We start from the raw sequence: 22,271 nt of genomic DNA on the forward strand, positions 1-22,271 counted from the left end.
ACTTTATGTTTCTTCTGTTCCAAACCTTTTCACGCTCTTCAAAAGTTTTTCTATGTCTGGGAGTTTTTCTTTTCCAGCAAGTTTTGCTGAGAATTGGGCTATTTTTGGCAGGTACTTGCTGAAGACGCCCAGTCGTTTCTTTTCTCTATCCACATGCTCTATTCTTGTTAAGAAATGTTGAATTTGACGAGCAACTTCTCTGAGTCCATTAGCAATTTCTCTTCTGACTTCTGGTCGGTCAGCGATGAATTCTTTTCCAACAGTTTTGTATGGAACTTTTGTGCTGCAGATGTGTACTAAAATCGCGATTGGCATTTCTGGTGTGACTTTGTATCTTCTCCAGTTCATTGCGTTTATGACTTTAACTGAGACGTCGCTTGCTTCGTCGTAAAGCAGTGGGATTCTGTTTGCAAATCGGTAGATTATGAAGGTTCCTTTCTTTGGGATTTCTCCGCCATAGGCGATGCCGACTTCAATTATGAATGGGTGGCCTGCGTATGTGGAGGGTTTACGTTGGTGGACAGCTACAAACTCTGGTTTTAGTTCTTTCATGATTCCTGCTTTCAATAGTTCTTCGCCTAAGGGAGACAAGCAACTAGCGTCAGGCGGCAAGAACTCCCTGAATTTTTTAAGCATGTGCATTAGCCTGACGATTTCTTCATGTGAAAGTTTCTTCGGATTTTTTGATGGGCTTATGTTGCTGAATTCTAGGAACTTTTGTGCTGTGATTTCTCCGACTCTGTGGAAGTGGTTTTTTAGAAATTCCAGCATGTTTTTATATGGTGTGACTTGGATTAGCCGTTGAAGAAGCTCCACGTCTACGCCGTAAGGGTGTGGTAATGTTTCTTTTGGTGGTTCGGGCATTTCTTTGGTTACTCTGGTGAATCTGTATAGCCTTCCTTTTGGGTCAACGAATGTTAAGTTTGCATATGGATTAACCATTGCTGTTTGTTTGAAGTAATCCAAAATTTTTGGCATAGCCCTCAAATAGTCGCCTTCCAAGCAGAATTCGACTATTGTTCCTCTCCATTGTTCTTTGTTTATGAGCACTTTTCTGTCAAGTATTATGGGGCGGTTTCGTTGGATGTCAATCATAAGTTTATAACTGTAAATTTTTGACATTCCACCAGTGCTGGAGATTATTGTGGCTGGCTGGTGCGTGGTGATTTGCCCGTATAAGATTGCCATTTTTCCGCCGAGACCGAATGTTCCTCTCTGTTGTTTTAGTTTGTATTTTGAGCCGAAAAGCACTTGCCCGAAGGCTGATGGTATATGCCTCGGCGGAACGCCTATGCCATTGTCTTCCACTCTTAGCTTGTAAATTTGGGTTTCTTTGCTGGCTTCTCCTTCATATGAGAGTCGAACGTAGATGTCTGGTGGAATTTTTAGGCTTTCTGCGGCATCTAAAGAGTTTTCAACAAGTTCTCTTATTGCTGCGAAGATGGCTCTTGATGGATTTGTGAAGCCTGCAATGTCGCGGTTGCGGTAGAAAAAGTCTGAAGCGCTTATTTCTTCGAAGGTTATCTGAGCCACTTTAAGCTTCCACCAGCCTCTCCCTGAAAGGTAACACCCTACGATATGCTTTGCTCATTCTTTAATTTAACTACACTTTTCAGTGTAGATAATTCATTTTCGAAAAGGAAATGGCAACAACTCCTTAGTACTCTTTACTTCAATGGTTTCAAACAGTATTCTGTCATTTTTTGCTTTTGCCATGAGGATTTTAATTTTGGGATTTTCTGCAAAGTCATAAATGTACTGTAAGCATGCTCCGCATGGTCTGGGTTCTTTATTTGCATCTGCATTCATAACGAGGGCTACTGTTTTGATTTTGCGATTTCCATGCGAGACCGCGTGGTTTATTGCGCATCTTTCTGCGCATATGCCGAGCCCAGAAACCCAGCTTTCCACGTTACAGCCGCCATAGATTTTTCCGTCTTCAGCGAGAACAGCGGCGCCAGCTTTGAAACCCCAAAGAACATATGCGTTATCCATGGCTTTTAAAGCGGTATTTAGCAATTCGTTTTCTATTTTATTCAACTTAACCATGGCATTCACCTTTTGCTTCATTTTCGCAACTCACGTACGTAATAGTACTCTCCGATTTGTTTTTGAAACTTGTCCAGCTTTGAGTTTTCCTTGTTGACTCTTGGTCTTTTTGTAGTTGGGTCTCTTCGGAAAGTGACTTCCATGTCCTTCAAAAACATGTTCATTCCGTCTCTCAGGCTCACGGGTGGGTTTGCGGTTCCTTTCACTCCGGGCTCTCCCGTAAAAACCATTAGGCGGTCTGCTATAAAGTCTTGGGCAACCACATCATGTTCGACGACGAAGGCTGTCACGTTATGTGCTTCTACGATTCTTCTGATTGTTCGTGCCATGCTCAACCGTTCTTCAACGTCTAAGTAAGCGCTTGGTTCGTCAAGTAGGTATAGTTGAGCTTTGCGTGATAGACAAGCGGCAATGGCGACTTTTTGTAGTTCGCCACCGCTGAGTTCGGTTAGATTTCTATCCAGAAGAGGTTCTACATTTAGGGGTTGAATGATTTCTGTTTTGTACCAGCTTGAGGTGAAGTTTTCTTTTGCGACGTTTTTAAGGAGTTCTTGAACTGTACTTTCGGATTCTGCGGAGATGTATTGAGGTTTGTAGCTTACTTCTAATTCTCCAAATTTGACCCCACCATCTGCTTCTTCGATTCCAGCAAGAATTTTCACAAAGGTTGTTTTTCCAATACCGTTTGGTCCAAGAATGCCGATGATTTCGCCTCTCTTTATTTCTCCAGGGCTTGCAACAAACTTGAAACCTTCATAGGTTTTTTCGATTTGTCCCCATTTCAGTTGTGTTTCGCCGACATCAAAGCTTGTGCGTGGAGGTTTCTCATGAAATATTATGGCTTCTTTTCTGAATCTGACGTTTTCGTCTGGGATATATCCTTCCAAGTAAATGTTTATTCCAGTTCTTACGCCGTGAACGTTAGAAACTACGCCGTAGACACCTGGCTCTCCGTAAAAAATGCAGATTTGGTCTGATAAGTAGTCTATTATTGCTAGGTCATGTTCTGCTACGATAACTGTTTTTTCTTCATCCTTTAAACTTCTTATTGCTTTAGCTACTTCCAACCTTTGTTTCACGTCTAAATAGCTTGATGGTTCGTCGAAAAGATACACGTCAGCTTCGCGGCAAATTGCCGCAGCGACGGCTACACGTTGCAGTTCGCCTCCGCTTAAAACGTCTAATGGGCGGTTCCATAGCTGTTTCAGTTCAAGTTGTTCAGAGATTTCTTCAAGTTTCTTTCTTTCGTTTACTTTCTCGAGTAGTTCTCCAACTTTTCCAGACACAGCCTTTGGAATTTTGTCTACATATTGTGGCTTATGCGAAATCTTGAGTTTATTTTCGCTCATCTTTTGGAAATATCCTTGGAGCGTTGAACCTCTATAATGTGTGATTATTCCGTTCCATTCTGGCGGCGTTTCGTAATTTCCAAGGTTTAGTTTGATTTCTCCAGAGAGTATTTTAAGCGCTGTTGTTTTGCCTATTCCGTTTTGCCCAAGCAAACCTAAAACCATGCTGGGGGCAGGTGTTGGCAGCCTGTAGAGTTTGAATGTGTTTTCTCCAAAGCGATGGCTACAATCTTTTTCTAACTCATCTGGAAGGTTGACTATTGAGATGGCTTTGAACGGGCATTTTTTTACGCATATTCCGCATCCAGTGCAGAGAGATTCAACAATTACGGCTTTGTCATCTTCAAATCGTATGGCTTCTATGCGTGTGCGCACTATAGGGCAAAAGTGATGGCATAGTCTATTGCAACGTTTTGGCTTGCACTTGTCAAAGTCTATCACTGCAACTCTCGTCATGTCTCGTCCCATATCGCATGTTAGCTAGTATAGTCTAAACATAAACATCAAAATTATATAAAAACCGTTTGAATATTTTCATAAAGAAAGATACAAAAAAAGTTCTACGTGATACTAAATATTTACCATTCTTCCTCTTCCCACTCTTCTTCTTCCCATTCCTCTTCTTCCCATTCCTCTTCCTCTCGCATTTTTTCACCTCCATCTGCTTTGTGTTTAGGGATGCAAGAGAAACCTACCGTTGCTTTAAGCATTTTTATACGTCACTTGTCGAGAATAGCAACCAAAAGGCGTGTTTGTCTACGTATTTTTAGATGTTTTATTTCACGATTTTAGCCGTTAAAGAAGCAACGGTCTCTTTTGTTTCTGGCGTTTGGTATGCCCAGCACATGTTTGGTGAGTTGTGGGCTGCGCCAAATCTTCCTTTGGTGTCAACCGCGATTAATCCCATGGAATTGTAAGTGGCTGTCATTCTCTTGTTTACGAGACTTATGGCTGACTCGACAGCTTCTTGTGCGTTTTTTCCCATTTCAATGTAATTGCAAACTGTTTTTGCCAGAACAAGCCGTATGGCTATTTCGCCAACACCTGTGGCTGAGCATGCTCCTGCTTGATTGTCCGCGTATGTGCCGCATCCTATTAACGGTGAATCGCCTATTCTTCCTGGAAGTTTTAATGGAAATCCGCCGGTTGAAGTTGCCGCTGCGACATTTCCGTCTTTGTCTAGTGCAACGGCGCCTACGGTTTCAAGCTCGAAAAATTCTGGGTGATTTTTAACTAGCCCATACAGTTTTGGCAGTTCAAACTTGCCTTCAAGAAGGATTTTCTTCTGTTGCTCATGATATTTGAGTCTGAGCTCCGTTATTGGGCTTCTTCTCTCAAGGTTGAAAATCTCGGCGAGTTTTTCTGCGCCTTCACCAGCCACGAAAACATGGTCTGTTTTTTCCATAACTATTCTTGCCAAACGGACAGGGTTTTTAATGTCTTTTAAAAGACTTGCAGCGCCGGCTTGCAACGTTTTCCCATCCATAATTGACGCTTCCATTTCCGCTTGCTTTTCAATGTTTAAGGTCGACCCATAACCTGCGTTAAACGCGCCGTCATCTTCCATGACTGCAACAGCTTCCATCACGCTGTCAACCGCGCTACCGCCATTATTCAAAATTTCAAAACCAGTTCTTGCCGCTCTTTTAACTCCTTCCAACCCTGGTTGGCTACGTTCTGGTTGCCACGTGCCGGCTCCACCGTGAACTACGATTACAGGCTTTATTTCTGTCAATGTTGATTCCTTCTCTTTAGAGTTATAGAAGTCATTTGTAGAGAAATTTAAGCCTAATGTTTACGTGCATGCATCAAAATGGATAAATCTTTGTGATTGCATGTTGAATGTGGGATGATGTGAGGCGACGGCTGAGAGCCAAAAGCTATGAGATAGCCACTAACCTGCACTGACCCTAAAATTGTTCTATAGCAATTAAATGTTAAATTTGATTGTTAACTTAATTAATAGTGAGGGTGAGGTTGTGCTTAGAGATTTTAATCTTTTAGCTACAACTTCTCGGGGAAATGAGGATGAAGCTTGCTCTGAATTGTGGTATTTGCTTGGAGAAGTGGGAGATTCAGCGGCGACTGTTGATAAAACTGGTGTTGCAGGTTTGATTGTTGCAAAAACCGCGTTTAACCCGTTTGAAGTTATAGAGAAGCTTCACAAAATCTTGCATGAGCGTCCCTACGAATTTCGCTATACTCTTAGGATAATTCCGATAGAGAAGGTTGTCCGCACAGATTTAGGCGCTATTCAGAAGGTTGCTACTGAGTTAAGCACTAAAATAATGAAAAATGAAACGTTCCGCGTGACGGTTGAGAAACGCTTTACAGAGACATCAACAAGAGACATAATTGAGAATGCAGCAGCAAACATAGAAAGAAAAGTTGATTTAAACAAACCCGACAAAATTCTCCTAATCGAAGTTGTCGGCGGATTGACCGGTATCTCCGTCATAAAACCTGACGAAATCTTAGCGGTCATAAAAGAAAAAGTGCTATAAACTAACGTTGAGTAACTAACAGCGCCATCCGTTCAATAACAAGGTCGGTTAAAGCGTCTTCTATATTATCTTCTTTCGTTACGGCTTCAAGCTCCTTGTCTGATATTTTGAAAGTTTTTCGGATAGTCGCCATCTTTTGTTCGGACATTTCCAAAATTTTATCGTCAGTCTGCGCATCCATTCGCTTTGAAATAGCTGATAATGTTGCCTTCACCTTTTCTTTTTCGTCTCCAACCACGAGCACTGCTATGTTCGCTGTTTTGGGCTTGATTCCAAGAAGCTCCATAGCCTTTCGGATTTGACGTTGCGCTGAAGCATAGAGCATTGTTTCCATTTCAAAACTTTTTGAAATGTTGCATTCGTTTTTGAAGGCGGTTAGTGCGTTTAAAACTGCAAAATACAAGTGTCGCCAGGTAGCTATAAGTTCTGCATCGAAAAATTGAATCTCCACATTTGAAGGCTTTTCCTTCCTAATTTCCTCTAAAAATTTTTTTACATCTCCGATTTTTGCGTTTTTGAAGCCTTCTATTGCCACATACTTTCTAAATTCTTCTATGCGTTTCAGCAATTTTCTTCCTCAAAAATTTCCTTTAAAAACCTCTCGGCGATTTCTGCTGGAATTCCAGACTTTATCAGTTTCTCGATTTCTTTTTCCACCGGCGTTCCTTTTTCTCTGCATTTTTTGACTATTTTTCTAACAGTTTCTTTTATTTCCCATGGAAAAACTATCCAGCGGCTTGTTTCCTTTTCGTAGTAGTCTGGTTTTATGATGCTCCACGGCTTGTAGTAGATTGTGGCTATTTTGACTTCTTTTGCGCCTTTTTCAAGCAAGTGCTCTTTAACTAGCTTTAGACTGTTGCCTGTGTCCGCAATTTCGTCCACAACAAGTACTCGCTTATTTTCGACTGACATAGAAACTGGCTGCGTTAAACATGGTTCACCTTTTGTTTCTGCAACTCCAATATAAAATTCTGCTCTGACATTAGCAAGGTTAGGATTGTTCAGCAAATCGGAGAGCACTCTTGCAGGTGGCCAACCACCTCTGGAAACGCCCACAATTACGTCTGGCTTGAACTTGTTTTTGCGTATTTTTTCTGCCAAATTCAAAAGCATTGTGTATATTTGATTCCATTGAGGACTTTCAAACTCAAGTTCCATGTGCACTCAATCCTTAATTTCTTTGACAAGTATTTTTGTTGGAGCAATTATTAAGTTTTAGAATGCAGTTGCCTCTTACCATTGCATTTGAGTTGGCAGTTATATAGAAAATGTTAAAAATGGTACGATATGATTTATCATCTGGGTTCAAAAATGAAAAAGCTAAATATGTTGCTTTTAGTTTCAATGCTAGCGATTTTCGCACTGTCTGCAATTGCTAGACCGGCTAAAGCGACTATATCATCGCACAATTGGATTGACGCTTTATTAAAAGACGAAACTGACGATTTTCTAGGAACTGTTTCCGCTGGATACAAAACTGGGTCCACAGCAATTCTGAAAGTCAACGTTTACAACCATCTTTCTGACACTATGAACATAACTGCTGTTTACGTAGGTTTTGACTGGGGAATCAACTACTCTTCAACTGAAGTCAACATAACTGAGTTGCTCATTTACCGATTACCACCCGGAATGTCGCATGTATTCACTATTACGTTTACCGTTCCAGACACAACAGTGGCTTCAAACATTGTAAAACATAGCTACAAGATTTATGTAGAAGACGTTAATGCTGTTGGAACAAACTTATGGTCAAACACTCCGCAAAGCGGAAGCAATTTTGCAGTTTTATCCGACGAACAAGCAGAAGCTATAGAACTGAGACGAGAAATTGACAAATACTCATACGGTTATATGTCCCTTACTGCAAAGGCAAGAGAACTATTTCGTAGGGCTGAAGCTACGGAAGACATGGCTGACGACGATTATAAAAAAGGTAGATTTAGCGACGCAGTAAGCAATTATCAAGATGCTTTAAGCCTATACCAAGACGCATGGAATAGCGAAACCGAGTCGCTCCTGGGATTCGAAAAGGCGTTTAAGGACATTTTATCTAATGGTTCAAGCGCAATTACCATGGTTGGATTAGGCTACATTGTCTTCGGGCTTGGTTGGGTTTTCATTGGCATAGGCATAATAATCTACGCGGTCAGAAAGCCAAAGGCAGCCTCTTAATCTTAAGTAAGCTGAAACCCCATTCTTTTTTTATCTTTCTTCAAAAATACTTATCTAATAAACATGCTTCTCATAAAGGGCGTGGAGGACTGGAGATGGCTGAAATAGTGGAATGCGTGCCTAACTTTAGCACTTCAGACCCGAAAGTTGTTGAATTAATTCTTAACGAGGTTCGAAAAACGCGAAACGCGTTCCTGCTTGATTATACTTTTGATGGTTATTACAATCGGCTTGTAGTTTCAGTTGTCGGTAACAAGAAATCTGTTCTTGGCGCGGTTTTAGGCGCGTCTTTTAAGGCTGTTGAGCTTATTGACATGCGCAAGCATAAGGGTCAGCATCCACGCTTGGGCGCTGTTGACGTTGTCCCGTTTATTCCCATCAAAAACGTAACGTTAGAAGACTGCATTGAGCTTGCGAAAAAATTTGGCAAAACATTAGCAGAAAAATGTAACGTTCCCGTTTATCTTTATGGAGAGGCGCAGCCGAAGCCTGAACGCAAAGATTTAGATTGGATTCGTGAAGGCGAATACGAAAAGCTTGCTGAAAACATCATTAAGCCAGAGCGTAAACCCGATTTTGGTCCAGCCAAGTTTAATCCCAAAGCTGGCGCGACAATAACTGGTGCTCGTAGACTTATGGCTGGTTTTAACGTTAATTTGGGCACTGCAGATTTGGTGGTTGCGAAGAAAATTGCGAAGGCTTTGCACGCGAAAAAAGGCGGCTTTTCAAATGTTAAGGCTATGGCTGCCTTTATTCCTGAAAAGAACATCACGCAGATAGGCATGAGTATACACGATTTTGAAAAGACACCGCTTTATCGAGTGTTTGAACTGTTGAAGGTTGAGTGTGCACGGTATAACGTGCCGATAGTAGGCTCAGAGTTCTGCGGTATGGCTCCTTTAAAAGCTCTTATTGATGTGGCTGCATATTACTTGAAGGTTGACAATTTAACAGAAGACCGCGTTTTAGAAATAGCCATACACAATGTCATGGAGAAAGGCGGTGCCTTTGAATAAACCCGTCAAACCACGAGCCAGAGAAAAAGTAGACTTGCTCATTGTGAACGCTGATGAACTTGTCACTCTTGGCGGTGGCAACCAGAAACCTCGCGTTGGCAAGCAGATGCGTGAGCTTGGAATAATACGCAATGGTAGTTTAGCGATTAAAGACGGCGTTGTTGTTGCCGTTGGAAAAACGCCTGATGTTACAAAGGTTTACAGAGCAGAAACCATACTGAGCGCTAATGGAAAAACCGTTTTACCCGGTTTTGTTGACCCTCACACGCATTTGGTTTTTGCTGGTTCACGTGAAGAAGAATTTCAAATGCGAGTTGAAGGCGCTTCTTACATGGAAATTCTCAGCGCGGGCGGCGGCATACTCAAGACTGTTAAAGAGACAAGAAAGGCGAATGTGGAAAAGCTTGCTGATTTAGGCATAAAAACGCTTGATATTATGTTAGAGCATGGAACAACCACTGTTGAAGCCAAAAGCGGTTATGGCTTAACAACTAAAGATGAATTAAAGATTTTGGAGGCTGCAAAACGCATAAATCAACTGCATTGCGTGAATGTGGTTTCAACTTTTCTAGGCGCTCACGCTATTCCGCCAGAATTTAGGGATAACCCGAATGGCTACGTTAATCTTGTAGTTGAGGATATGATTCCGAAAGTGGCTGAGAAGAGCTTGGCAGAATTCTGCGATGTTTTCTGTGAAAGGGGCGTTTTCACTCTTGAACAGACTAGACGCATTTTAGTTGCTGGCAAAAATTATGGGTTAAAGCCTAAGGTTCATGCTGATGAGATGAGCATGCTTGGTGGTGCGGAACTTGCGGCTGATGTGGGCGCTGTTTCCGCTGAGCATCTGCTTTTTTCTTCAGTTGAGGGAATAAAAGCCATGGCTGAAAAGGGAGTGATTGCAATTTTGCTTCCCGCCGCCGCCTTTAGCCTTATGATGGGGCGTTATGCAGACGCTAGGTTAATGATTGATTCTGGCGTTCCAGTGGCTTTGGCAACCGATTTTAATCCTAACTGTTTGGTCGAGAATATGCAGTTGGTTATAGCGTTTGCCTGTCATTTTATGAGGTTAACTTCTGCTGAAGCCATTACAGCTGCAACGATAAATGCGGCTCATGCAGTTTGCAGAGCTGGCGAGGTTGGTAGTTTAGAGGTTGGCAAAAAAGCTGATGTCGTTATTTTGGATGTTCCGAATCATAAGTTTCTCGGTTACCATTTTGGCGTAAATCTCGTGGACAAAGTTATCAAAAATGGTAGAGTGGTTGTTGATAGAGAAAAGCAAGGTGAGCTGGTGCTTATTCGCGAGACCGAATAGGCAAGTGATATTTTATTTTTTGCGTTTTCTTACTTTGTCTATTATTGTGAAGATTATCCAAACTATTACGCCATAGATTACTGCGTTGAATATTGCTGAAGTTATTGTTTTCACTTTGAACCCTCCATATTCTATTGTTGGGTCTACGTTCATGTTTTCGCTGATTGTGTTGCCCGGTGGTAGTTCAGCATAATACAGAGTTGTAGCTAAGAAGATGAAGAAGATTGCAAGGAACACTAATACTCCTTTCATGCTCCTTTCTCCTTTCGATTTACGTGAGTGTGTTCCTTAATAAACGTGACGGGTGTGAGCAAAAATTATAATGTGCTTCTGTCATTGTGGTTCACGGTGAACTGAATGGTTAAGATTAAGAGACCCGTTAAGTGTTTGACGGGTCCAGAACTGCATTGCAAGAACTGGCAGATTGAAGGCATCCTACGCATGCTTTTTAATGTTGTTGACCCAGAAGTGGCTAAAGACCCAGAAAAGCTCATTGTTTATGGCGGCACGGGCAAGGCTGCGCGAAACTGGGAATGTTTCGAAAAGATTGTTGAGACGTTAACGGAGCTTGAACCTGACGAGACTATGCTTATCCAAAGCGGCAAGCCAGTTGCTGTTTTTAAAACTCATGAGTGGGCTCCTCGGGCTTTAATTGTTAACGCGATGCTTGTGCCGAAGTGGGCTACTTGGGATTACTTTTACGAGTTGGAGCAGAAGGGCTTAATCATGTTTGGGCAGATGACGGCTGGCTCGTGGGCTTACATAGGAACGCAAGGAATTTTGCAAGGCACTTACGAGACTCTTGCGGCTGTTGCAAAAGAGCACTTCGGCGGGTCGTTGCGTGGACGGTTTGTTTTAACTGCTGGTTTGGGCGAGATGGGTGGCGCTCAGCCTTTAGCGGTTACTATGAATGATGGTGTTGCGCTTGTTGTTGAGATTGATAAGTGGGCTATTGAACGTAGGCTCAAGCATAAGTATTTAGAAATGTGGACTGACGATTTAGATGAAGCTGTAAAACTGGTTATGGAAGCAAAACGTGATGGTGTTCCACGCAGTGTAGGCTTGCTTGGTAACGCAGCAGAAGTTCATCCAGAACTGCTAAAGCGTGGAATAATTCCAGATGTTCTAACCGACCAGACTTCAGCACACGACCCGCTGAACGGTTATTATCCTGCTGGATTATCTAAAAAGGAAGCTGATGAGCTTCGAAAGAATGACCCGAAGGAATATCTACGAAGGGCAAACGAAAGCATGCGCGTGCAAGTTGAAACTATGGTTAAGATGATGCGGAAAGGAGCTGTTACTTTTGATTATGGAAACAACCTACGACAACAAGCCTACAACGCCGGATTCAAAGACGCCTTTGCTTATCCAGGCTTTGTTCAGCGCTACATTCGACCCATGTTTTGCGAAGGACGCGGGCCGTTCCGTTGGACTTCGCTTGTTGGTAACAAAGAAGACATTTACACGTTGGATAACGTGATTCTGCGAGAATTCGCCTACGACAAAGAACTGTGCCGCTGGATAAAAAAAGCAAAAGAACAGGTGAAGTTTCAAGGCTTACCTGCACGGGTTTGCTGGCTTGGCTTCGGCGAAAGAGCAAGATTTGGCAAAATAATCAATGAGATGGTAGCTAAAAAAGAGCTTTCTGGACCAGTTTGGATTGGACGAGACCACTTGGACGGCGGAAGCGTGGCTTCACCTAACCGCGAAACAGAAGCCATGAAAGACGGAAGCGACGCAGTGGCTGATTGGCCTATACTCAACGCTTTAATCAACGCTGTTGGCGGCGCGACATGGGTTAGTGTGCATCATGGCGGAGGCGTGGGCATAGGTTACAGCATACACGCTGGCATGTGTCTCGTAGCGGACGGCACGAAAGAAGCAGAAAAGCGCATAGTTACTGTGTTGACAACAGACCCGGGAACAGCAATAGTTAGACACGCGGACGCAGGCTATGAAAAGGCACAAAAAATAGCAAAAGAAAAGGGCGTCAAAATGCCAATGCTAAAGTAGGCTGGTGCACTTTGAAGTTTGTTGCTGCTTGCGGCATTTGCTGTGATGTTTGTGCTCTTCACACTAAACTGGGTTGTGTTTGCAGTTCAGGCGTTGAGGAAATAGCGAAAGAGAAGGTTAAAACTCAATGGGGCGGTAAGGGCGTTTTATGTTTAGTTCTAGATTGTGCAGTGAAACGCGGCGTTGCTTATTGTATGCGTGATTGCGAAGAATTTCCATGCCAAAAATATTTTGAATGGTGCTTTCCTTATGGAAAAGACTACTTAGAAATGCACATGAAAAGAAATCCGAAACAGAAAAGTGAATAGTAAATCAGCGACTGTGAACCTTAACGAACCTCTCAATAGTTCGGTCATACGTCTTCTCAACATCAGACGGAAACAAGCAACCCGGCAACTCTCCCCTTTCCCTATGATAACTTATGCATTCACAACATTTTCCACGCTTTTCGCAACTACCATAACTGCACGTGCAATCCTGCAGATTAATCTGCACATTTGGACAAGACTTCCGCTCAATCATCTCTTAGACCTTCCTTTCGTAGCAACTAGAATATTACAAATTGAACCTATTTATAAGGGGGGCTATAGCTCTCCCAAGCCTAACAAACACACTTATCATAGTCTGAAACTTTACAACCAAAAAAGAAAAAAGAAATTTGGATATTTGCCGTCTTCTAGTATTCTTCGCCGAACTCTGATGGCTCTTTAGGCGGTTTCTTCTCTTTCTCTTTTTCCATGCCCTTCGCTGCGATTAAATCGTCAATTTTCAGTATCATGTTCGCTGCTTCAGTCGCGGACTTCACCACTTGCTGTTTCACACGCAATGGCTCAACAATTTTCAACTCCAGCATATCCATGACCTTACCAGAAAACACATCGACACCATAAGAAGGTGAAGCAGCGCTTTCATGTTTAGCACGCAAAGCCACCATAATATCAATAGGGTCCAAACCAGCATTTTCAGCCAAAATCAAAGGAATAGACTCCACAGCATCAGCAAAAGCCTCAATTGCCAACTGCTCTCGACCGCCAACCTTCACTGCATACTCTCTAAGTTGCCTTGCAACCTCCGCTTCAGGTGCACCACCACCAGGAACAATCTTTCCATCTTCAACCGCATTTCTAACAACACACAATGCATCATGCAGTGAACGTTCAGCCTCATCAATAACATGCTCTGTTCCGCCTCTGACAACAATTGTGACAGCCTTCGGATTCTTGCACTCCTTAACATAAACAAGCTTGTCCTCGCCAATCTTGACCTCTTCAACAACCTTTGCTTCTCCCAAAACATCACGTGACAAGTCTTTAAAGCTAGCCATAATTTTGCCGCCAGTAGCTCTCGCAAGTTTCTCCATGTCACTACTGCTTACGTTTTTCACTGCCAAGATGCTCTTCTTTGCCAAGAAATGCAAAGCCAAATCATCAATGCCCTTCTCACAAAAGACTACATTTGCACCGGCTTCCGCTATTTTTTCAACCATTTCACGAAGCATTCGCTCCTCTTCATCCAAGAAAAGCTTCATCTGCTCTGGACTTTCAATGTTAATTTTAGCGTCAAACTCCGTCTTTTCAATCTCCAACTTCGCATTCAGCAACGCTATCTTCGCATTTTTGACAATCTTCGGCATTTGCGGATGCGCAACTTCCTTGTCAATGACCATGCCTTTGACAAGCTCTGTTTCCTCCAAGCTTTTTCCATGCTTTTTCAGAACCTTAATCAAGTCCACATCAGCCTTGATTTTTCCATCTTTTTTCTCTGCAACATGTTTAATTGCGTCCACAGCTAGCTTGGCAAAATGCTCTTTGGAGCCAGCGATGCCTTTGCTACCCATGGATGTTACTGCCACATCAATAAGTTTCTCTTCATCATTCATGCTCACCGGAATCGCCATTTTCTCCAAAATTTCCTGAGCCTTTTCGCTAGCTTTCTTGAACCCTTCAATAATCACTGTTGGATGAATGTTCTGGTCAAGCAAATTTTCAGCCTTAGAAAGCAACTCTCCAGTTAAAACCGCTGCAGTAGTCGTTCCATCACCCACCTCATTATCCTGCGCCTTTGCAACTTCAACAAGCATCTTCGCTGCCGGATGCTGAACATCAAGCTCCTTCAAAATTGTAGCGCCGTCATTAGTTATGGCAACATCGCCGAAACTGCTGACCAACATCTTGTCCATGCCCCTCGGACCCAAAGTGGTCTTTACAGTCTCCGCTATTATCTTTGCAGCCATAATGTTATTTCTCTGCGCTTCTCTTCCTGTAGTTCTACCCGTTCCCTCTTTCAAAACTAACACTGGCACTGTACCAGATGGTGCAGCAGCCATCAAACATCACCTCCTACACGTTTTCATGTATGAAGTGAAACTGAAACTTGGCAAAAATCAAAGGAAAAAGCGCTTAAATATAAATTTTTCTAACAATCACCAACCCTAAAAATCTTGTATCCAGAAGCCTTCCTCAACCTATTCATAACAGCCAAACCTAACCCTTCTAAAGGCACACCTTCAGCAATTATAACGTCAACTCCTTCAGAATCAAACTCTCTCAAAAACCTAAACAAGTTTCTCGCAATAGTTACAAAATCATTCCTACTTCCAAGCGACTTCACAACATCAACCCTATAAAACGCAACAGATTCATCAGTAGCAAGAACGCCAACTTTCTTACCTTCACGCATAAACACTTCCGCCAACTCCTTAATTCTAGCAACAACAGCTGACAATTCACCCTCAACAACAAACATCTCCGCTTTCGGAGCATAATGCCTATGCCTTAACCCAGGAGAACGCGCTTGATCAATCGAAAGCTGTTTCTCAGCAACCGCAATCGGATGAAGTCTAACCTCCCCCAGAATTTTCTTCAACACCTCATAAGGTGTTCCCCCAGGACGCAGAATTTGTGGAGGGTCAACCGTCATGTCCAGAACAGTTGATTCAACTCCAATACAAGTTGATCCAGCATCCAAAATCGCATCTATACTTCCCTCAAGGTCATCCAAAACATGCTTCGCAGTTGTTGGACTTGGCTTCCCAGCAAGATTCGCGCTTGGAGCAGCAATTGGACATTCGCTTTCTTTAATCAACGCTAAAGCCACATTATGATTAGGCATACGAATAGCTATCGTGCTCAAACCCGCAACAGCCACATCTGGAACTATCTCTGAACGCTTAAAAATCAAAGTTAAAGGTCCAGGCCAAAACTCACTCATAAGCCGCTCAGCTTTGTAGGGCACCTTTTTTGTTAATCTGTAAACGTCTCTAATGTTTTCCACGTGAATTATTGGAGGATTGTCCAAGGGTCTTTTTTTGGCTTCGAAAAGAGCCAAAACGGCATTTTTGTTCAATGCATCTGCGCCTAAGCCGTACACGGTTTCTGTGGGAAATGCTACTAAACCGCCTTTCTTGATGAAGTCTGCTGCCATTCGAATTTTCTCGATTTCTGGCTTCTTCGAATCTACTTTTAACACTAAAGTCTCTTTCAAGGAATACCAAGTTCCTTTATTGCTCATCTGATTAGAGTAAAACCTAGAAATTAAACTTCTTTTTAAAAAGAGTGACTAAGCAAAAGTTTCTGTTTCTTTAAACAACGTAGTAATCTATTACTTTCTTCATGCTCTTCGGCGTTGCTTGTCTCATAGCAAGTTGCTTCAATATTCTTATCATTTGAGGTTGAAAACGAGCTATGTCTGTCAGGGAGATCAAGCCCACAAGGCGTTTTCCATCGACGACAGGCAACTTTTTGATTTTCATCTGAAACATCAACTTAACAGCTTCTTCCAAATCCATACTGGGTTCAACAACAACAAGCGGACTTGACATGACATCCTTCACTTTAGTTTTATTAGCATCTTTTGCATCCGCAACGACTCTTTTCAAAAGGTCTCTTTCAGTTATTATCCCCATCGCTTTTCCTTTTCTAATAGCAATCAAGCAGCCTATCTCAAACTTGTTCATAACTTCTGCTGCTTCTTTAACAGTCGCGTTCTCATCTATAGTTATTACTTCTTTAACCATAACATCCTCAACTTTCAATGACACGCCACTTTCTTCTTTTTTCTCTTCAGACAATAAAATCACCAACTTCTGTATTTTCTCTCCATATCCCCTATATAAATAGGTGTGCAGAAATTTAACGTCACAAACTACGCAACTTATCAACTAGTGCTTCTACATGCTTATTTGTCGGAATTTTTGCCCGCTCAAACTTTTCTTTAGGCTTAGCGAAAGGTCTAGTAGCATCTAAACCCATTTTAGTTGTCAAGCCAGTTTCTTGGTCAGCAGAAGAATCCAACGTTGAACCGCGCACATTGTTTATGATGATGAGGTCTTCGTTGGCTTGGAAACGCGTTGCTACAGCCCACTCCACATCGGAAGCGTCAAACACGTCAATGTCGGAATCCACAACCACTGCATGCTTCAAGCTTGGATGCGCGGCGAACGCAGCGAGCAAAGCGTTTTTTCCGTCTCCGTCAAGTTGCTTTTCAATAGCTATTACTGCATGGAGCCATCCGCTTCCGCCAATTGAAAGGTTAACCTCGTGCACTTTTGGAACAACCTTCGAAACAGCCTCCCAAATCAAAACTTCATGCGGCAAACCCATCAAAAGCTTGTGCTCTGTTCCAGAAGGCAAAAGTGCTTGGTAAACATAGTCCTTACGATGCATGACGCCAACGATTTCAACAACTGGCTGTTTCCTAACGATGTCATACGTGCCAGTTATATCCACAAATGGTCCTTCATCGACTTCCTTCTCTGCAGAAATCTTGCCCTCCAAAACTAGCTCTGCTTCGGCTGGAGCGAAAGCGTTTACATGTTCGCATTCAATTAATTGAAGTTTCTCATTCATCAACGCGTTCGCAACGTCAAACTCGCTAACTCCAAACGGAATGGGCGAAGATGCTGCAAGCATAACTGCAGGATGAACACCAATAGAAATTGAAACATCCAAATCTTTACTAGCTTTTTTTGCTTCTTGCCACAGTTTGAACAGATGTCGAGGAACCAAACGAATTGCTAAATGATTTTTGTCTAAAACTTGAAGGCGATGAACTGATACATTCTCAACATTTCCATCCAAACTTCTTGCATGTACAACTGCTGAAGTAATATATGGTCCAGCATCTCTTTCGAAATGTGTTAGAACAGGAATTTTAGACACGTCATTCTCAAAAACTTCCTTCACTACGCCGTTTCTAACAATTTTGGGTTTTCTCGGAAAATGCCAAGCCTCTGTCAATCTTTTGTAAAATTCACTTTGGCTTGTAGCGAGTGCAGTGTAGATTCTTTCTCTGTTTCCGCAAACATTAGCAACAACTTTCGTATTATAACCCTTCACTTTCTCAAACAATAGCATCGCGCCTTGGCGGTCAAAACTTTTCATTATATGGGAGATTTCAAACTTGGTAGACACCCCATCTTTGATGTGTAAGACTTGTTTTTCCAGTTCCATCTGCTTAAGAAATTCCCTTAGACTCATGCAACTGCGCCTTCCTTTTCAGTTTCTGTGCGAACAACCTTTTCAATTAACCTTTTGAAGATTGATTGCGCTTGTATTTCGTTGATTGTCTCTAGATAGATAGAAACCAGTGCAATCTTCTTTTTGATGGAGGATACGTATTCAGCGAACATACGAGCGGAAATCGCGTTTTTATCGCCTAAAAGTACTGATGATGAGGGTGGTCCAAGAAAATCTTTTGGTTTCGGAACCGCAATGGCAAGTGTTCCAAGTTTGTCTTCTTTTTCGCTTAGAAGAATTAGGCATGCATTTTTTGTTTCCAAATAAACTGCCAGAAAGTGCATGTTTTGCTCGATTATTTCGTCTTTAACAATTTTTGCACGTTCCATTAACAAATCTCCATTGCTTATTTATAGCTTCACACATTCACTATTTATTATTTTCAAGGGCGATTCAATAAATGACCAAAACTAACGCCGAAAAAATCTTGAAATTACTCCAAAAAACATTTGCAATGCCAAAATGGGCGACTGCCAAGAAAGAACCCTTCGAAACATTAATAGTGACAATAATTTCACAAAACACTACTGGCAAAAATACTGCAAAAGCCTTCGAAAACCTCTTGAAGCAGTTCGAAATAACACCCGAAATGTTAGCAAATGCCAAAATAAGCCAAATTGAAGAATGCTTGAAAGTGGCAGGTTTATACAAAAACAAAGCCAAAACAATAAAGCAAGTTTCTCGAATAATTCTTGAAAAATTCCACGGAACTCTGAAACCAATTTTATCAATGCCCTTCGAAGAAGCAAGAAAAACACTACTGCAACTCCCCGGAGTTGGACCCAAAACAGCTGATGTAGTATTATTATTTTGTTCAGAAAAGCCAACAATTCCCGTGGACACCCATGTCAACCGCGTTTCAAAACGGCTCGGTCTTGCGCCTAACAATGGAAACTATGAAGGCGTTCGTGAATCTCTGCAGTCCCTTTACAAACCAGAGAACTATTTAGCCGTCCATGTATTGCTGATTGCGCTTGGTAGAAAATATTGTAAAGCCAGAAACCCATTATGCAAGCAATGCCCACTAAACTTGCTTTGTCCCTCTAAATAACAATAAACAGAAAGTGAAATAGACTTTTAAAACAGTTCTCTGACCGTGAAAAATTCAGATTGGTTTTCTTCTTCCAAAAATGGAATTTCTTTCAGGTTCTTGTCGAGTTTGACTTTTCCTATGGCAACGGTTGAAATTTCCTCTTTGATTGGAGTTAGAATTTTCAAAGTTTTTCTGGTGTAGTCGAGTTCTTGTAAGATGCCTATTCCTAGAAATTTTCTATTTGCATCGTACAAAGCTGTGAGTAATCCTTCCTCGTCGCCTTTGCGTGCTATCATGACTTTCTTTTTTGCGAATTCTTCAGCTTTGAGTAGTTTTTCTGCGTCAACCCAGCGTTTTCTTCCTATGAGTATCAGAATTTTATCTTCGAATTCTGCAATATTCAACGGTTTCATTCCTAAAATTTCGTATATCCTCTCTGCCTTCCTTGTATTCCTAACAGTCTTATCCAAATTAAACAGTTCATTTCCTTCAATTTTTAACCAGTTAAGCGGAAGCAACTGCACTTTCATATTTTTAAGGTATTTCATATATCCCAGTTCCCGCAGGTTTTTGCGTTTTTCTCTATCTCTTTGCTTTATAGCAATTGGAGAATCGACGACTATTGTTCTAAATTTTTCAAAGACGTCCACAAGTCGATTTGTCTCATCTTTTTGCTGAATGCAGAAAATCAAGTCTGGATTGAGTTTGCTGACAAGCTGCATTTTATAGTTGACCGCGTCTTCTCCTTCAACCCACCCATCAGTGTTTACAATGATGAAGTCTGGGTTTTCATTCAGAACTTCCGTTTTTAGTAAACTTAACCCTTCTATTACCTTGTTGATGGCTCTGCTTGGAGAAGTTACGCCTACAAAAAAGGCGTTTTTTGCCTCTAGACTAAACAAATCAGTAATCGGTTTAGTGACTATTGCATAAGCAAGAGTGCATGGAGGACCCACATCAGACTGACCCAAATCTCCATCCAAAATCACGCATTTTCTTTTTTCTTGCATAATCCTGTTTATTAGGTAAGTGCAAAAACTCGACTTTCCAGAATCAACAGCACCTAACACTACGGCCGTGGAAGGCTTTGCTTGGAGATTCGAAAGTTCCTCGCTTGCCTTAATCCAAGAAGACGGAATAGTGCTTCCTTCAACTTCCTCAATAGTTGCGCCTTCTCCTAACGAAATTTCGAACGTTGTTGTTTCCTCAACTACAAAAGGCAACCGTTTCCCTTCACGTATCACAACCTTCTTTACGCTACTCAAAGAGGAACCAAACACTTCCGTCTTACCGGAAATGACTGTGACAGAAGCTGGGCCGTCCACTAAAAGAGTCTTACCTTTTTCAATTGTGCGATTCACTCGTCTTCCTCCGTGGAAATTTATGTCCATTCCTTCCAGCTATCCTTATGGCTGAAACGATATCTCTTAAGCCTCGTCTATGCTTGGTTTCATTTAAGTTACGGTTTGTTCCTGCTTCACTTACACTTTCTAAACTTACATTTGAAGGTAACGCATTATCTAAATCATGCAGTAATCGTTCTCTATATGTTGGAACTCCGTCACCAATTTTGACCGAGATTGATGTCACTGGAGCAGTCTCAAGGTTTCTTATAATACTTTTTATTTTTTCTAAAGTTTCGGCAACGCTAAAACAGTTTTCTGTCTCGATGACTTTTCCATTCGCCAGAACTGCCAACCCAAACACTTCACCGGGATCCACGCCTATGACGATTTTTTCGTAGAATTCTTTTCCTCGAATGATCTGCAATGCCTCGTTTATTAACGCTTCCACTTCTCCTTCTTCATGATACACCAAGACTTTTTCGTGGTTTATCAAGTGTTGCTCTTTTTCTGTGGTTATGACTGCCTTAATGTCTATTGGAATGGGTTCATTTGGTGTCAAACTTACAAAGGGTATGTTCTTTCTCTTCAGTTCATTAACAATTAAGTAGTAGGCTTTCCCTGAAACGGTTACAACCGCGATATTTGCTTTCATACAGCTTTCCATTTCTTGCGTTATACAAGCGCAAAGCAAATTATTAGTTTGGCGGTTTATATTCGTTGATGTGCATTAAAGTGCTACAGAAAATTCCAACAGGTTGCAGAACAATTGACAAAATTCTGGAAGGAGGAATCCACTCCAAAACAATTAGTTTAATCTATGGCGAAGCAGAAACCGGAAAAACCACCCTAGCAATGCAATGCGCCGTAAACTGCGCAAAGAAAGGATACAAGACATTGTTTGTAGATTGTGATGGCACTTTTTCAGCACTGCGATTGTCTCAAATTGCTTCTGAAAGCTTCAAAGAAATTGCTGACCTTGTCATTCTAGCAAAACCTAATAATTTTCGAGAGCAAGCCACACTAATAGACCAGCTAACAAACCTCATAGCAAAAAATTTCGGACTGGTTGTCATAGACACAATTACATCACTTTATCGCGCCAAAATCGCGGAATCTCCAGAAAAGGCATTTGACCTAAACCGCGAATTAAACAGGCAAATGGCACTATTAGCGCAGAACGCTAAAACTCAGAAAGTCGCAGTATTAGTAACCAGCCAAGTGCGAAGCGTCTTTAATGATACTTACGTCAGAGTTGAACCCGTTGCCACAAGAGTTTTGAAATTCTGGGCAGAAACAATAATTGAAATGAAACCAACCGAAATACCCCAAGAAATTAGGGCAATTTTAGAAAAAAACCCAATAAAAGATAAAAAGCCTCAACTAGTAACTTGCCACTTAAAAATAGGAAAAACAGGGATACATGAGTATCTGCCACATTGATGGTTATTAAAATGAACATAGCACAACTACTTATCGAAGCGTTAAAATTCATATTTCCAGCATATTGCGCAAATGCGATACCAGTAATTGTTGGTGGAGGCTACCCTATAGATTTTGGAAAGAAGTTTTTTGATGGAAAACCAATTTTCGGAAAAAACAAAACTTTTCTAGGATTTTTCGCTGGTCTTGCTGTCGGAACAGCCGTCGGTTTAGTTGAAACTGCGCTTTTCCCAGAATATCCTGCATTGTTTGGTTTCACATTAGCTTTGGGAGCGTTACTTGGAGATTTAGCTGGAGCTTTCCTAAAAAGAAGGCTTGGGCTTGCGCCAGGAGAGTTGTTGCCTGTAGTTGACCAGGTTGACTTCGTGTTTGGAGCAATTCTGTTTTCGCTTCTTCTTCCTATGCCTTCGATGTCTTTAGAGCTTATTATTGTGGTGTTAATCGTAACGCCACCTATACATCTGCTAACAAATTTTGTGGCATATAAGCTAGGGTTAAAAACTAATCCTTGGTAA

Annotated in this window: 24 protein-coding genes; 9 read left to right on the forward strand and 15 right to left on the reverse strand. The window is 41.7% G+C overall.

Translation table 11 applies throughout. From position 1 onward, the window contains the following. Nucleotides 1-3 precede the first annotated feature (3 nt). The 4 genes from HM003_02280 to HM003_02295 all read right to left on the reverse strand — a co-directional run bounded on the left by HM003_02280 (nucleotide 4) and on the right by HM003_02295 (nucleotide 5,112). Entirely contained in the window at nucleotides 4-1,533 is a 1,530-nt protein-coding gene (locus HM003_02280; GenBank protein MBX5328168.1) for a DNA topoisomerase VI subunit B, read from the reverse strand. Between the two features lie 93 nt (nucleotides 1,534-1,626). After that, nucleotides 1,627-2,031: a cytidine deaminase gene (locus HM003_02285; protein ID MBX5328169.1), complete on the reverse strand. Its 405-nt coding sequence runs from the start codon at nucleotides 2,029-2,031 to the stop codon at nucleotides 1,627-1,629. Nucleotides 2,032-2,066: 35 nt separating this feature from the next. Further along, the gene (locus tag HM003_02290; protein MBX5328170.1) at nucleotides 2,067-3,854 is read right to left on the reverse strand and encodes a ribosome biogenesis/translation initiation ATPase RLI; all 1,788 of its coding nucleotides are present in this window, start codon (nucleotides 3,852-3,854) and stop codon (nucleotides 2,067-2,069) included. Between the two features lie 319 nt (nucleotides 3,855-4,173). Beyond that, the gene (locus HM003_02295; GenBank protein ID MBX5328171.1) at nucleotides 4,174-5,112 is read right to left on the reverse strand and encodes an asparaginase; all 939 of its coding nucleotides are present in this window, start codon (nucleotides 5,110-5,112) and stop codon (nucleotides 4,174-4,176) included. A 265-nt stretch (nucleotides 5,113-5,377) separates the two neighbouring features. Between HM003_02295 and HM003_02300 the strand changes: the two genes are divergently transcribed. Then, the gene (locus HM003_02300) at nucleotides 5,378-5,902 is read left to right on the forward strand and encodes an RNA methyltransferase (protein ID MBX5328172.1); all 525 of its coding nucleotides are present in this window, start codon (nucleotides 5,378-5,380) and stop codon (nucleotides 5,900-5,902) included. A 1-nt stretch (nucleotide 5,903) separates the two neighbouring features. Here the strand turns inward: HM003_02300 and HM003_02305 are convergent, their stop codons facing one another. Further along, complete coding sequence (locus HM003_02305) at nucleotides 5,904-6,470, reverse strand: hypothetical protein (protein ID MBX5328173.1); 567 nt, start codon at nucleotides 6,468-6,470, stop codon at nucleotides 5,904-5,906. Beyond that, the gene (locus tag HM003_02310; GenBank protein ID MBX5328174.1) at nucleotides 6,464-7,060 is read right to left on the reverse strand and encodes a phosphoribosyltransferase; all 597 of its coding nucleotides are present in this window, start codon (nucleotides 7,058-7,060) and stop codon (nucleotides 6,464-6,466) included. Before HM003_02310 ends, HM003_02305 begins: the two co-directional genes overlap by 7 nt. Before the next feature lie 153 nt (nucleotides 7,061-7,213). On the opposite strand from HM003_02310, the gene HM003_02315 reads away from it, so the two are divergent. The 3 genes from HM003_02315 (at nucleotide 7,214) to HM003_02325 (ending at nucleotide 10,405) form a co-directional block, all read left to right on the forward strand. Continuing rightward, a complete protein-coding gene (locus HM003_02315) occupies nucleotides 7,214-8,077 on the forward strand; it encodes a hypothetical protein (GenBank protein ID MBX5328175.1) in 864 nt (287 codons plus the stop codon). 95 nt (nucleotides 8,078-8,172) lie between these two features. Continuing rightward, nucleotides 8,173-9,093: a glutamate formimidoyltransferase gene (ftcD, locus tag HM003_02320; protein MBX5328176.1), complete on the forward strand. Its 921-nt coding sequence runs from the start codon at nucleotides 8,173-8,175 to the stop codon at nucleotides 9,091-9,093. Then, nucleotides 9,062-10,405, forward strand: a complete 1,344-nt coding sequence (locus tag HM003_02325) for an imidazolonepropionase (GenBank protein ID MBX5328177.1) — start codon at nucleotides 9,062-9,064, stop codon at nucleotides 10,403-10,405. The genes ftcD and HM003_02325 overlap by 32 nt, the downstream gene beginning before the upstream one ends. 12 nt (nucleotides 10,406-10,417) lie before the next feature. Here HM003_02325 and HM003_02330 read toward each other — a convergent pair whose 3' ends face one another. Then, nucleotides 10,418-10,657 carry a hypothetical protein gene (locus HM003_02330; GenBank protein MBX5328178.1) on the reverse strand — a complete coding sequence of 80 codons (240 nt, stop codon included), beginning with the start codon at nucleotides 10,655-10,657 and terminating at the stop codon, nucleotides 10,418-10,420. A 105-nt stretch (nucleotides 10,658-10,762) separates the two neighbouring features. Here HM003_02330 and hutU point away from each other — a divergent pair, with 105 nt between their 5' ends. Beyond that, nucleotides 10,763-12,421 carry a urocanate hydratase gene (gene hutU, locus HM003_02335; GenBank protein MBX5328179.1) on the forward strand — a complete coding sequence of 553 codons (1,659 nt, stop codon included), beginning with the start codon at nucleotides 10,763-10,765 and terminating at the stop codon, nucleotides 12,419-12,421. A gap of 11 nt (nucleotides 12,422-12,432) precedes the next feature. After that, complete coding sequence (locus HM003_02340) at nucleotides 12,433-12,729, forward strand: hypothetical protein (GenBank protein ID MBX5328180.1); 297 nt, start codon at nucleotides 12,433-12,435, stop codon at nucleotides 12,727-12,729. Between the two features lie 4 nt (nucleotides 12,730-12,733). On the opposite strand, the gene HM003_02345 is transcribed toward HM003_02340, so the two are convergent. The 6 genes from HM003_02345 to HM003_02370 all read right to left on the reverse strand — a co-directional run bounded on the left by HM003_02345 (nucleotide 12,734) and on the right by HM003_02370 (nucleotide 18,266). Beyond that, nucleotides 12,734-12,943: a hypothetical protein gene (locus HM003_02345; protein ID MBX5328181.1), complete on the reverse strand. Its 210-nt coding sequence runs from the start codon at nucleotides 12,941-12,943 to the stop codon at nucleotides 12,734-12,736. Nucleotides 12,944-13,097: 154 nt separating this feature from the next. Next, nucleotides 13,098-14,747 (reverse strand): thermosome subunit, encoded by a 1,650-nt coding sequence (locus HM003_02350; protein MBX5328182.1) that lies wholly within the window; start codon nucleotides 14,745-14,747, stop codon nucleotides 13,098-13,100. Nucleotides 14,748-14,836: 89 nt separating this feature from the next. Continuing rightward, nucleotides 14,837-15,931, reverse strand: a complete 1,095-nt coding sequence (locus tag HM003_02355; protein MBX5328183.1) for a threonylcarbamoyl-AMP synthase — start codon at nucleotides 15,929-15,931, stop codon at nucleotides 14,837-14,839. Between the two features lie 70 nt (nucleotides 15,932-16,001). After that, complete coding sequence (locus tag HM003_02360; GenBank protein ID MBX5328184.1) at nucleotides 16,002-16,490, reverse strand: CBS domain-containing protein; 489 nt, start codon at nucleotides 16,488-16,490, stop codon at nucleotides 16,002-16,004. Between the two features lie 67 nt (nucleotides 16,491-16,557). Then, a complete protein-coding gene (locus HM003_02365; protein ID MBX5328185.1) occupies nucleotides 16,558-17,898 on the reverse strand; it encodes a UbiD family decarboxylase in 1,341 nt (446 codons plus the stop codon). After that, nucleotides 17,895-18,266: a hypothetical protein gene (locus HM003_02370; GenBank protein ID MBX5328186.1), complete on the reverse strand. Its 372-nt coding sequence runs from the start codon at nucleotides 18,264-18,266 to the stop codon at nucleotides 17,895-17,897. The genes HM003_02365 and HM003_02370 overlap by 4 nt, the downstream gene beginning before the upstream one ends. A 71-nt stretch (nucleotides 18,267-18,337) precedes the next feature. Here HM003_02370 and HM003_02375 point away from each other — a divergent pair, with 71 nt between their 5' ends. Next, on the forward strand, nucleotides 18,338-18,988 hold the full coding sequence (locus tag HM003_02375) for an endonuclease III (protein MBX5328187.1): 651 nt from the start codon (nucleotides 18,338-18,340) through the stop codon (nucleotides 18,986-18,988). A gap of 26 nt (nucleotides 18,989-19,014) precedes the next feature. Here HM003_02375 and HM003_02380 read toward each other — a convergent pair whose 3' ends face one another. Together HM003_02380 and HM003_02385 are read right to left on the reverse strand one after the other, a co-directional pair. After that, complete coding sequence (locus HM003_02380; protein MBX5328188.1) at nucleotides 19,015-20,361, reverse strand: hypothetical protein; 1,347 nt, start codon at nucleotides 20,359-20,361, stop codon at nucleotides 19,015-19,017. Next, complete coding sequence (locus tag HM003_02385) at nucleotides 20,315-20,968, reverse strand: hypothetical protein (GenBank protein MBX5328189.1); 654 nt, start codon at nucleotides 20,966-20,968, stop codon at nucleotides 20,315-20,317. The genes HM003_02380 and HM003_02385 overlap by 47 nt, the downstream gene beginning before the upstream one ends. A gap of 68 nt (nucleotides 20,969-21,036) precedes the next feature. Here HM003_02385 and HM003_02390 point away from each other — a divergent pair, with 68 nt between their 5' ends. Together HM003_02390 and HM003_02395 are read left to right on the forward strand one after the other, a co-directional pair. Further along, complete coding sequence (locus HM003_02390; protein MBX5328190.1) at nucleotides 21,037-21,756, forward strand: AAA family ATPase; 720 nt, start codon at nucleotides 21,037-21,039, stop codon at nucleotides 21,754-21,756. Nucleotides 21,757-21,767: 11 nt separating this feature from the next. After that, complete coding sequence (locus HM003_02395) at nucleotides 21,768-22,271, forward strand: CDP-2,3-bis-(O-geranylgeranyl)-sn-glycerol synthase (GenBank protein MBX5328191.1); 504 nt, start codon at nucleotides 21,768-21,770, stop codon at nucleotides 22,269-22,271.

The organism is Candidatus Bathyarchaeota archaeon A05DMB-5 (assembly GCA_019685655.1).
Lineage (GTDB): Archaea > Thermoproteota > Bathyarchaeia > Bathyarchaeales > Bathycorpusculaceae > DSLH01.